Annotated in this window: 13 protein-coding genes, 1 tRNA gene and 1 pseudogene; 10 read left to right on the forward strand and 5 right to left on the reverse strand. The window is 69.9% G+C overall.

Translation table 11 applies throughout. The features are described from left to right. From L0H79_RS16655 to L0H79_RS16665, 3 genes are all read left to right on the forward strand, one after another. Positions 1-645 (forward strand): carboxymuconolactone decarboxylase family protein (locus L0H79_RS16655; protein WP_301485773.1); only part of this gene is annotated, 645 nt, incomplete at its 5' end. A 379-nt stretch (positions 646-1,024) separates the two neighbouring features. Further along, complete coding sequence (locus tag L0H79_RS16660; RefSeq protein WP_301485774.1) at positions 1,025-1,351, forward strand: plasmid stabilization protein; 327 nt, start codon at positions 1,025-1,027, stop codon at positions 1,349-1,351. 515 nt (positions 1,352-1,866) lie between these two features. Then, a tRNA-Lys gene (locus L0H79_RS16665) sits at positions 1,867-1,939 on the forward strand. Positions 1,940-2,035: 96 nt separating this feature from the next. Here L0H79_RS16665 and L0H79_RS16670 read toward each other — a convergent pair. From L0H79_RS16670 to L0H79_RS16685, 4 genes and pseudogenes are all read right to left on the reverse strand, one after another. Continuing rightward, positions 2,036-2,743, reverse strand: a complete 708-nt coding sequence (locus tag L0H79_RS16670; RefSeq protein WP_367652484.1) for a substrate-binding domain-containing protein — start codon at positions 2,741-2,743, stop codon at positions 2,036-2,038. Positions 2,744-2,780: 37 nt separating this feature from the next. Further along, positions 2,781-3,329 (reverse strand): annotated as a pseudogene (locus tag L0H79_RS16675) (Gfo/Idh/MocA family oxidoreductase); the annotation flags it as partial. A gap of 249 nt (positions 3,330-3,578) precedes the next feature. Further along, entirely contained in the window at positions 3,579-4,034 is a 456-nt protein-coding gene (locus L0H79_RS16680) for a hypothetical protein (RefSeq protein WP_301485775.1), read from the reverse strand. Between the two features lie 198 nt (positions 4,035-4,232). Continuing rightward, complete coding sequence (locus tag L0H79_RS16685) at positions 4,233-4,427, reverse strand: CsbD family protein (protein ID WP_301485776.1); 195 nt, start codon at positions 4,425-4,427, stop codon at positions 4,233-4,235. A 115-nt stretch (positions 4,428-4,542) separates the two neighbouring features. On the opposite strand from L0H79_RS16685, the gene L0H79_RS16690 reads away from it, so the two are divergent. Genes L0H79_RS16690 through L0H79_RS16705 form a run of 4 tightly spaced genes read left to right on the forward strand, consistent with a single transcriptional unit; the run spans position 4,543 to position 7,323 of the window. Further along, on the forward strand, positions 4,543-5,655 hold the full coding sequence (locus L0H79_RS16690) for a cation diffusion facilitator family transporter (RefSeq protein ID WP_301485777.1): 1,113 nt from the start codon (positions 4,543-4,545) through the stop codon (positions 5,653-5,655). Then, positions 5,652-6,164 (forward strand): methylated-DNA--[protein]-cysteine S-methyltransferase, encoded by a 513-nt coding sequence (locus tag L0H79_RS16695; RefSeq protein WP_301485778.1) that lies wholly within the window; start codon positions 5,652-5,654, stop codon positions 6,162-6,164. The genes L0H79_RS16690 and L0H79_RS16695 overlap by 4 nt, the downstream gene beginning before the upstream one ends. 54 nt (positions 6,165-6,218) lie before the next feature. Continuing rightward, positions 6,219-6,719 carry an RNA polymerase sigma factor gene (locus L0H79_RS16700; protein WP_301485779.1) on the forward strand — a complete coding sequence of 167 codons (501 nt, stop codon included), beginning with the start codon at positions 6,219-6,221 and terminating at the stop codon, positions 6,717-6,719. Next, positions 6,712-7,323: a methylated-DNA--[protein]-cysteine S-methyltransferase gene (locus tag L0H79_RS16705; protein WP_301485780.1), complete on the forward strand. Its 612-nt coding sequence runs from the start codon at positions 6,712-6,714 to the stop codon at positions 7,321-7,323. The genes L0H79_RS16700 and L0H79_RS16705 overlap by 8 nt, the downstream gene beginning before the upstream one ends. Positions 7,324-7,453: 130 nt before the next feature. On the opposite strand, the gene L0H79_RS16710 is transcribed toward L0H79_RS16705, so the two are convergent. After that, on the reverse strand, positions 7,454-7,579 hold the full coding sequence (locus L0H79_RS16710) for a hypothetical protein (RefSeq protein ID WP_301485781.1): 126 nt from the start codon (positions 7,577-7,579) through the stop codon (positions 7,454-7,456). Positions 7,580-7,989: 410 nt separating this feature from the next. Here L0H79_RS16710 and L0H79_RS16715 point away from each other — a divergent pair, with 410 nt between their 5' ends. The 3 genes from L0H79_RS16715 to L0H79_RS16725 are packed head-to-tail and all read left to right on the forward strand — an operon-like array spanning position 7,990 to position 10,357. Next, positions 7,990-8,487 carry a SigE family RNA polymerase sigma factor gene (locus L0H79_RS16715; protein ID WP_301485782.1) on the forward strand — a complete coding sequence of 166 codons (498 nt, stop codon included), beginning with the start codon at positions 7,990-7,992 and terminating at the stop codon, positions 8,485-8,487. Further along, positions 8,484-9,299: an alpha-lytic protease prodomain-containing protein gene (locus L0H79_RS16720; protein WP_301485783.1), complete on the forward strand. Its 816-nt coding sequence runs from the start codon at positions 8,484-8,486 to the stop codon at positions 9,297-9,299. The genes L0H79_RS16715 and L0H79_RS16720 overlap by 4 nt, the downstream gene beginning before the upstream one ends. Before the next feature lie 41 nt (positions 9,300-9,340). Continuing rightward, entirely contained in the window at positions 9,341-10,357 is a 1,017-nt protein-coding gene (locus tag L0H79_RS16725) for a PHP domain-containing protein (RefSeq protein ID WP_301485785.1), read from the forward strand. Positions 10,358-10,641 lie beyond the last annotated feature (284 nt).

Consider the following 10,641-nt stretch of genomic DNA (forward strand, 5'->3'; position numbering starts at 1 on the left):
GATGCCCTTCCCCCCGCCCTTTCGCAGGAGGACAATCCGGGGATGTTCATCAGCAGCGTGGCCGAGAGCACGGCCGAAGGCGAGCTAGCCGAGTACTACCGGGCTCAGCGCGCAGCGTGGGGCTTCCTGCCGAACTACACCGCGGCCTTCTCGAGCCGTCCGGACGTGGCCGGAGCGTGGAACACCTTGAACGCGACCATCCGCGACGGGATGGACCGGCGCCGCTTCGAGATCGCGACGATCGCCGCCGCACGGGCCCGGCGGAGCACCTACTGCACCGCGGCGCACTCGAAGTTCCTCCGGGACGTGTGCGGGGACGAGACGGCCATGCGCTCGATCGGCGAGCAGACCGACGGCGCCGGCCTCGATGCCCAAGACCGCGCGGTGTACGAGTTCGCCGGTGCGGTCGCGGCCGACGCCGCGTCCGTCTCGGCGCAGGACGTGGACCGTCTGCGCGCCGCCGGGCTGTCGGACGCCGACATCGCGGACGTCGTCTTCGCCGTCTCAGCCCGATGCTTCTTCACGGCGGTCCTCGACGGGCTGGGTGCCCAGCTCGATCCAGAGACGGCGGAGACGTTCGATGCCGCGCTGCTCGACTCGATGATCGTGGGCCGCCCCGTAGGAGAGGCGGACCGAGCCCACTGAGCACGGACGCCGGATTGCGGCGGATCGGGTGGGTGGTGGGGGAGGTCACCGGAAGCACCTCGAGAACCCGCGAGCCCCAGCGCCCATGAAGTCTGTGCGCACGCCTCGCCCGCTCGAGCACGTGGACGTCATACCCTCATCCGCCAGGGACACCGGAAGTCCTGTCTCCGATGCGCTCGGGGCGGCCGACGTGGGTAAGTGAACGCCATGACGGCCGGCTCGACGACCAGTCTCCTCAGGCGCGGCTCGGTCCCGCATCCGGGACTGACAGGGTGCCTGTCAGGCGTGCGCGGTTGCGGGAGAGCCGATCCGGGACGGCCCGAACCTGGGAGTCCACCTTCGAACCCAAGGACGAAAGATCACCTCAGGAGGCGGCGACATGCCACAGCAGGCCTGGAGCGCGAAGCGCGAGCGGGAGTACCGGCACATCAAGGACGGCCTGCTCTCACGTGGGCACTCGGAGTCCGACGCGGAGGAGATCGCCGCACGCACGGTCAACAAGGATCGGGCCCGGGCGGGCGAGTCCGAGACGAGAAGCCGGACGTCCGTCGACGACATCTCCTCGAGCCGGCGCGGAGGGTTGCGATCGCACCGGGGAGAAGGCGGACGGACGAAGAAGCAGCTGTACGAGGATGCCCGCCGCCAGAACATCAAGGGACGGTCGACGATGTCCAAGGCCGAGCTGGAGCGTGCCGTCGACCGCTGAGTGAGGTCGACCGCCGAATGAGCTGGCGGGGAGGGTGCTGACCTACGGCTCGACCAGGTTCAGTCCTGCCGCCCTGATCCCGATGCCGACCGGGCTGACAGTGGCACCATTCCCGCCGCGCTGCCTTCGGTCCCGAGGGGCAGCACCCGCGACTATGCATCAGTCGTGCACCCAACCATGGCACTCGGCGCAGCGCCCGGCTGATCACGTTGGAGATCCGCCGCAGCCGCCGCCACGACCACCGGTGACGCTGTTGCCGAGGAGCACGCCATCCAGTCCACGGAAATCCAGAAGGAGACCCGCTCGGACGGGCCGGGCGCCCCCGACCTCGTCGCACGCCCTGCCGAGCTGCACGTACGCGCGGGTGACCGGGTGAGCGAGCGGCATCCCGGCCGTCCGGGGGCGCGAATCGGCGTCCGCACTGTCGACGATGGTCCGGCATACTGGGAACCGGCGGGTCGGACTGATCGAGCGACGCAGGTATGGAGGGTGATCCCGATCGACTACCGACCCCCGGGCCTCTAGCTCAGTTGGTAGAGCATCGGACTTTTAATCCGCTGGTCGTCGGTTCGAGCCCGACGGGGCCCACCCCACGTTTCCGCAGGTCATCCTTCGTACAGTGCATCGGGCCTTCCCATCCCCTTGTCACTCCGAGCCGGTTTGGGCACATTTGGCACTTGCCCGTCATGGGCGGAGCGTCGAGAGCCCCCTCAGCGCCATACCAGGCCGGTCCTCGCCGTCAGCGCGTGCCGTTGGCCGCGAACTTCGCGACCGCTGCGACGTTCGTCTTGTCCACGAAGGCCGGACCAGTCGCGGTGGGCTCCCCCCGCCGATGGTGTTGCCGTTCGTCTTGAAGAGCCACAGGCTGTCCACGGCGAGGTAGCCCTGCAGGTAGGGCTGCTGGTCGACGGCCCAGGCGATCTTGCCGTCCTGGATCGCGTGCGTGGCCGCCAGGGTGACGATCCAGTCCACGCTCGGATCCTGGGTCAGGGCAGCGTTGATCTTGGTCGTGACGTCGGTCGGGTCCTCGCCCCGAACGTAGAGCCGGTCGAGCTTTCCGGTCGTCCCGAGCCCCTTGGCGATACCGTCGCACCGGGCCTCGAGCTGGGTCTGTCCCTGGGAGTGGATGACGCACAGCACGTGCCTTGCGCCATCCTTCGCGAGCCGCTCCCCGGCGGCGAGGCCGGCGTCGGCCTCACTCTGGCTGAAGTAGCCAAGCGCGCCGAGCTGGAAGGCGTCGGCCTGGCCGGCGTTGAGCATGACGAACGGAATGTTTGCTTGCTCGATCTTCTCGATGCTCGGGCCGAGTGCTCCAGTGTTCGGATCGGTGACCGCGATGGCATCGACCTTCTTGTCGATCGCGGCCCCGCCGCGGCCCGTTCGTGCGCAGATCTACCGCGCCGGTCTGGAAGATGTGGAACTCCCCGCCGGAGATGGAGTCGAAGCGTGCATGTCCCGCCGAGCCGTAGACGGTCACCCCGAGAGAGTTCGGCATCCCGGCCGCGACCCTGCTGACCTCGAGGTGGGCGACGCCGCCGCCTTCCATCTCGAGCAGGACCACGGCGATGTCGTCGTTGGTGACCTCGGCGTACTCCCCCGTCGTCTCTGCGGCCCGTGGCCGACGGCCGTCCCAGCGGGGGACCGGCCGCTTGGTGATCACCGTGCTCAGGCAGGCGCCACGGACCGCGGTCACCGGACCCGCGACGAACTGGAGAGCGTCGATGGCGTGTGCGCCGATGTCCATGATGGCGCCGCCACCGGACTCAGCGAGCGAGCGGTCGTCGAGCGGCTCGAAGGGCGACGCGCGGTACCACGAGAGATCGTCCTCGAACCGCGCTTCGTCCCGCGCGCCACGACGGCCATCGCACGGCAGGCCCATCCACCGAGAGTGCTGGGACGGGAGCCCGAGCCGCGGGACTGATCGACCCCCAGCGCGGTTCACCCCTCCGGTGGGGGCAACGTGGCAGGGAGCTCGCATCAGCCGCGCAGGCGGGCGGAAGAACACAACAAGTCAGGTCTCTGCCATCGCCACGTGCAGCGTCCGCAGGCTCGAGGCGGACTTGTTGTGTCCGACCAACGCCTGTCAGATGCCCGAGCCCGCCCGTGCGCCTCGGCCCCTGTCCCCGGAGCCGACGAACAGCCTCTGCCGGAGCCGCCGCTCCACACCGGAGCGGCATGCCCGCGGCGCCCTGACCACGAGGGAAGGCCCCTCCCAGTCCTTGCCTTATCAGGCGGTCGCCACAGGACGGTGCCGGTTGTCGGCCAGGTAGCCGAGCATCGCGAGCAGCAGTACCTGGGCGCCGGTGATCACCGCTGCCCAGAGACCGAGCGGGAGGTGGCTGATGGCAGGGTTCGACAATGCGCCCTGGCCGAGCAGACCGACCCCGAAGGCGATGAAGAGCAGAATGACGACGACCTGCACGGCGGCCCCGAGGAGGTGGAGCATGCGGTTGTCGACGGAGGCGAGGATCACCGCCCCGATGAAGTAGGCGACCGCGAGCCCGAGATAACCGCCGTAGGTCGTCGTATCGGTCGCGCCCGGCTGTAGCTCAGCACCCTTGACGAGCAGCATGAGGACGACGTAGAGCAGCGCAACAACCGCGGATGCGGCCGCTGCGATATATCGAACGGTGCGCCGGGTCGCGTGACTGCTCGGCGACGTCGTGGACTGACTTGTCGTCATGATGACCACCTGCTCCTGAACCCTGTTGAGACCATCCAAGCAGGGTCGGGCCTGCCGCGCCAGACGTTGGGTCAGCCACCTCGCAAGCCGACTCGGCGGCATACGGAATGGTCAGTATGCCGCTCAATGCGGCCCGCTCGAGACGTGGCGGTGCGCACGTGGCTGGACCGGAGCACGTGCGCACCTGCTCGTGCGGCCTCAGCGGTCGAAGGCGTCCTTGACGTCACGCCCGGCATCCTTGACCTTCTCGCCGCGCTGCTTGGCGTCGGCCTTCGCCTGGTCGGTCTGACCCTCGGCCTGCTTCGACTCGTCGTCGGTCATGTCGCCCAAGGCCTCCTTGGCCTTGCCCTTCATGTCCTCCATGGCGTTCTTGGCCTTGTCGGTGGCACCCATCGAAGTCTCCCTTCGTTTCGATTCATCGGGTGGCCGGGTGGTACCCCCGGCGGTGAGGAGACAAACCCGATCCTCGCCGGATGTCGGTGTCGGTGGCCTTTGCGAGAATGACCACGTGCCCCGCACTCCGCCCCCTGCGACGCCGGAGCAGGCCCCACCGACCCGGGACCTGACCCGCTTCGCCTACCTGTCCATCGCGGCCGCGATCGTCACGATCACCCTCAAGGGTCTCGCATGGCAGCTGACCGGTTCGGTGGGGCTGCTGTCCGACGCCGCCGAGTCGGTCGTCAACCTCGTCGCGGCGATCGCCGTGCTCATCGCGCTGCGGGTCGCGGCGATGCCGCCGGACAAGAACCACCACTTCGGGCACACCAAGGCGGAGTACTTCTCAGCCGCCCTCGAGGGCCAGATGATCTTCATAGCGGCGGTCGTCATCATGTGGTCCGCCGTCGAGCGCTTTCTGCACCCACAGCCGATCGACAACGTCGGCATCGGCCTCGGCGTCTCGGTCGTCGCGTCCGTCGTCAACGGCGTCGTGGCCCTCGTCCTGCTCCGGGCCGGACGACAGCACCGCTCGCTGACCCTCGTGGCCGACGGCAAGCACCTGATGACCGATGTGTGGACCTCCGCCGGCGTCATCGTCGGGGTGCTGCTCGTCGCCCTCACCGGTGTCGAGCGGCTCGACCCCATCGTCGCCTTCCTCGTCGGCCTCAACATCATCTTCACCGGGTGGAAGCTGCTCCAGCAGTCCGTCGAGGGCCTGATGGACATCGCGATGTCGAAGGAGGACAACAAGACCATCGCCGAAGTCATCTCCGACTATGTCACCAAGGAGGTCCACTTCCACGGGCTGCGCACCCGGGTGTCGGGCCATCACCGGTTCGCCGAGGTCCACGTCCTCGTGCCGGGCGCCTGGTCGGTGCAACGCGGCCACGACCTCATGGAGGATGTCGAGGCGGCAGTGCACCGAGCCGTCGAGGACGTCACCCTGACCTGCCACCTCGAGCCCTCGGAGGATCCCCGCGCCTATGGCGACTACGCGGCCGAGTTCCCGATCCCGACCCATCCAGACATCGTCGCGGCGCAGGAGTCGGCGCGCGATGCCAGTGGTGACCAGGCCGGTGGGGAGCAGGCCGGTGGGGAGCAGGCCGGTGAGGAGTTGGCTGGGGGTGATGCTCCGCACGGCGGCACCGCCCGAAGTCGGTTCAGTCCGAGAGGCGGCCCATGACGCCACGACACGTCGTCACCGACTCCCCCATCGGTGAGCTGACCATCGTCGCCGATGGCGGTGCGATCACGCGCGTCCACATGGACGCCGAGAAGTACCGGCCCACCGACGCGTCCCTGTACGGCGAAGCAGCAGACGCCGCAGAGGAGCCCTTCGCGTCGGCGATCCGGCAGCTCGACGAGTACTTCCGGCACGATTGCCGCGACTTCGACCTGCCCCTCGCGCCCGCCGGTGACGAGTTCGCCCAGCGCGTGTGGGCGCTGCTGCGCGCCATCCCCTACGGCGAGACGACGACGTATGGCGCCCTGGCCCGGACGCTCGGCGACCGCAACCTCGCGCAGGCGGTCGGCCACGCCAACGGGCACAACCCGATCTCCATCATCATCCCGTGCCACCGGGTTGTCGGGGCCGACGGCAGCCTCACCGGCTATGCCGGCGGCCTGCACCGCAAGCGCTTCCTCCTTGCGCTCGAGGAGCCCGCTGCGGACACGGCCGGCCGGCTCTTCTGACGGCGTGGCGCGCGCGTGACCTCACACTTCCGCGCTACGGGGCGTTGACAAGACATGAGACACCCCTTCGAGCAGGCCGTCGCGGAGCACGGCGGACTCGTGCTGCGCGTGTGCCGAGCCGTGCTCGGCCCGGTCGACGCCGACGATGCGTGGTCCGAGACCTTCCTGGCGGCGCTGCGCGCCTGGCCCGACCTGCCCGACGACGCCGACGTCCGGGCCTGGCTCGTCACCATCGCGCACCGCAAGGCGATCGACGTCATCCGGGCTCGCCAGCGCGCGCCCGTGCCGGTTCCGACGATCCCCGAGCCGGCGGGTGGGCAGCTCGGCGACGGCGGCCCGGCGCTGCCCGACCACGACCTCTGGCGTGCCCTGGCCGCCCTGCCCGACAGGCAACGGCTCTGCGTCGCGTATCACCACGTCGCCGGCCTGCCGCACCCCGAGGTCGCCCGCATCGTCGGCGGCACGGCAGCGGCCGCCCGCCGCGCCAGCGCCGACGGCATCGCAACCCTGCGCCGCACCTACCTACCCAGCCTGGAGCGTGAGACCCATGCCTGACACCGTCCTCGACCCCCTGACCGTTCCCACCCCCGACGACGAGCAGCACCTCGACCGCCTGCACGGCCAGCTCGTGCGTGGTGCCGCCGAGCGGGACCTCGTCGACCTGACCTACCGCGTCGTCGACTCCCCGATCGGGCCCCTCCTGCTCGCCGCGACGCCGGCCGGGCTCGTCCGCCTCGCCTTCGAGTCCGAGGGCCGCGACGCCGTCCTCGAGTCCCTGGCCACCCTCATCGGCCCGCGAGTCCTGCACGACCCCAACGGTATCGCCGGGATGGCCGAGCAGCTCGGCGAGTACTTCGCCGGACGCCGCCGCGCCTTCGAGGTGCCCGTCGACCTGCGGCTCGCGCACGGCTTCCGCCTCGACGTGCTTGGACAGCTGCGCCAGATCCCCTACGGCGCGACCCGCTCGTATGCCGCCGTCGCCGCCTCCGCGGGACGCCCCCGGGCCGTGCGGGCAGTCGGGTCCGCCTGCGCCCACAACCCGGTCCCGCTCGTCGTGCCGTGCCACCGGGTGGTCCGCTCCGATGGCACGCCGGGCGGTTACCTCGGCGGACCTGAGGCGAAGGCATTCCTGCTCCGGCTCGAGTCCACCGCCGCGTGATCCCGCTCTTCCGCCGCGTGAGGCCGGTCGTCTGCCCGCCGACCCGGCCGACGCACCGGCCACACGCCCGACGAAGGCCCCACCCGACACACCGAGTGGGGCGACCGCCCGGCCGAGTTGTCCGCTTTCCTCAACCGGGCTTCGGCGCGAGCGTCGGCCCGTCGACCCGCTCCCGTCGCAGGCCGCGCGTCAGGTCAGGGTGACCCGTCATGTCGCTTCTCATGTCGCGCGACCTGCCCACGCTGAGCACACGCACCCCAGCTCCTTGCGACATGAGCGGCGACGCGACACGCAAGGCCAGGCCACTACCGGATCAGGAGTCGGCCAGGTCCGCTGCACTCTCGATCCGGACAACTGCACTCTCGAACAGGATTGCTGCACTCTCGATCCGGACAACTGCACTCTCGATCCGGACAACTGCACTCTCGATGCGAAGAAGGGCACTGTCGAACAGGATTGCTGCACTCTCGATGCGAGGAAGTGCACTGTCGATCCAAGTCCGACGGTTGCAACCGTCGAACCTGGCTGCTCTTCGGTGAGTTGCTTGGCGGGGGCGCGGTGAGCGGCATACGGATGCCGCAGGGAAGCTGATGCAACGAAGCGGCCCGCTCGCGTGTCTGAACGGGTAGGAGACTGGAGGAGCCGACCGACGATGCCGGGGAGCCGATGAGACGCAGGGACGAGGACGCCTACCGCGAGTTCGTGGCCGCGCGACAGGACGTGCTGCGGCGACGGGCGTTCCTGCTCTGCGGCCGCTGGGCCGACGGCGACGAGCTCGTGCAGGAAGCACTCGCGCGGGTGTACGTCGCATGGCCACGGATCGGTGTGGGCGCACACGAGGCGTACACGCGCCGCACGATGCTCAACCTCTACCTGAACACCCAGCGCAAGCGACACCGGGAGGTACTGACGGACACCGTGCCCGAGGCCGCGTCGAGCGAGCACGACCGGGAGCTCGCGATGACCCTGACCGAGCTGCTCGACGGGCTGCCCGAGCGGCAGCGGGCGGTCCTGGTGCTCCGGTTCTGGGACGACCTGACCGTGCCGCAGATCGCCGAATGCACCGGCGTCGCCGAGGGCACGATCAAGAGCCAGATCTCGCGGGGGCTCGCCGCCCTGCGCAACCGGCTCACCGAACCGCCCCTGAACGGAGCCCTGACATGAGCGAACAACAACTTCGGAAGGCCTTGGGCGCCGTGAACGACCTCGAACCACCCCGCGACGACCTCTTCGCCGAGCGCGCGCTCAACCGTGGGCGTGCCCGCGCGCACCGACGCCGCTCCGGTCTGCTCGGCGCGGCGGCAGCGGTCGTCATCGCGGGTAGCGTGGGCGGCATCTGGGTCACCGGGCACCAAGGACAGGATGCCGCGACCTCGGCGGGTGCGGTTCCGGAAGGAGTCACCATGCAGAGCGAGAAGGCACGGAGCGAGCGCACGCCGACCTCGGCTCCGCCGGGCGCAGCGCTTCGGGGCGGCATGCCGCCGGCTCGTGACCTCTCGGGTTGGTTCAGCGGGCCGATGACCCCGGTGCGCGCCGCGATGGAGACCCTCGCGCCGACCCTCGAGGTCCGCTTCCCCGAGCTCTTCGCGGGCACGTATGCCGCCGACGCCGCCAACACGCACCTCGTGGTCTGCGTGACCCGCCCTGACGCCGAGCTCGAGGCGATGGTGCGCTCGAACGTGCCGGCCGGGTCGGACATCGAGTTCCGGACCGTGACGCACTCGATCCGGCAGCTGCGCGACGCGGTGGCCACGATAGACGCCGCGCGAGTCGGCCTGCAGGTCAAGGGAGTCGCCGTCCTCGGGGTGAAGATCGACGCCCGGACCAACCGGGTCGTCGTGACGACGATGGGCAAACCCCACGGCGTGATCGAGTCGCTGGTCGGCCCCGACCTCGTGACCATCCTCGTCGACACCTCGCACACTCCTGGGCGGATGCTGCCCGGCGGCTCGACCCTGTCGCCGCTGCAGCGCTGACGGATGGGAACGTGAGACAACCGGCGCGACCCGAGGCACCGATGACGCCGGTCGAGGCGCTCCGGCGGATCTGTTTCCTGCTCGAGCGCGCTCGTCAGAGCCACTACCGGGTCGATGCGCTCAGGCGCACTCTCGAGTCCATCCGGCTGATCCCCGAGGCCGAGCTGAGCCAGCGAGCCGAGTCCGGCACGCTCAAGCAGCTGAAGGGGATCGGCGACACCAGCGCGGCGATCATCACCGAGGCGCTCCGCGGCGAGGTGCCGCGCTATCTCACCACCGTGGAGCGCGAGCACGGTGACGAGTCGGCCTGGGAGGGCTCGGAGCTCTACGCGGCCCTCGCCGGCGATCTGCACGTCCACTCGAACTGGAGCGACGGCGGCAGCCCGATCGAGGAGATGGTCCTCTCGGCGGTTGAGCTCGGCCAGGAGTGGATGGCCCTGACCGACCACTCCCCCCGCCTCACGGTCGCGGGCGGTCTGTCCCGGGAGCGGCTCGAGCAGCAGCTCGTCCGGGTCGAGGCGATCAACGCCAGCGTGTCCGGCTCGTTCCGGCTCCTGCCGGGCATCGAGGTCGACATTCACCTCGACGGCACCCTCGACCAGGACGACGACCTGCTCGGCCGGCTCGACGTCGTCACCGCATCGATCCATTCGAAGCTGCGCCAGCCGTCGTTCGAGCTGACCCCGCGCATGGTCGCCGCGGTGCGCAACCCGCGCACCAACGTGCTGGCTCACTGCACCGGTCGGCTCGTCACGGGCGGCCGCGGGACCCGGCCGCCCTCGACGTTCGACGCCGAGAAGGTCTTCCGCGCCTGCCTCGAGCACGACGTCGCCGTCGAGATCAACTCTCGTCCCGAGCGGTGCGATCCTCCGGACGAGCTCATCGAGCTGGCTCGAGACCTCGGCTGCCTGTTCGCCATCGACTCCGACGCCCACGCCCCCGGACAGCTCGACCTGAAGTACCTCGGTTGCGAGCGGGCGGAGCGGCTCGGGATCCCGGCCAAGCGGGTCGTGACGACGTGGCATGCCGAGGACGTCCTTGCTTGGGCCGGCAGATGACCTGGTGCCCGCTGGACGGGGAGTTGTCGCCCCCTGGACGGCGAGTTGTCGCCCCGCTCGACACGGCGTCGGTGCCCGCTCGACACGGCATCGGTGCCCGCTCGAGGGGGGCGGGTCGGGGGTCTCAGCCACCCGGGAAGGGTGCGGCCCCTGGGGTGCCAGGTGGACGGCATACGGATTTGGAGCGCGCCGGAATCTCCCCTATAGTTTCGACGTCCCAACGGGCACAGGTCCCCATCGTCTAGCGGCCTAGGACTCCGCCCTTTCACGGCGGCAGCACGGGT

The organism is Intrasporangium sp. (assembly GCF_030452765.1).
In the GTDB taxonomy this organism is placed as follows: domain Bacteria; phylum Actinomycetota; class Actinomycetes; order Actinomycetales; family Dermatophilaceae; genus Intrasporangium_A.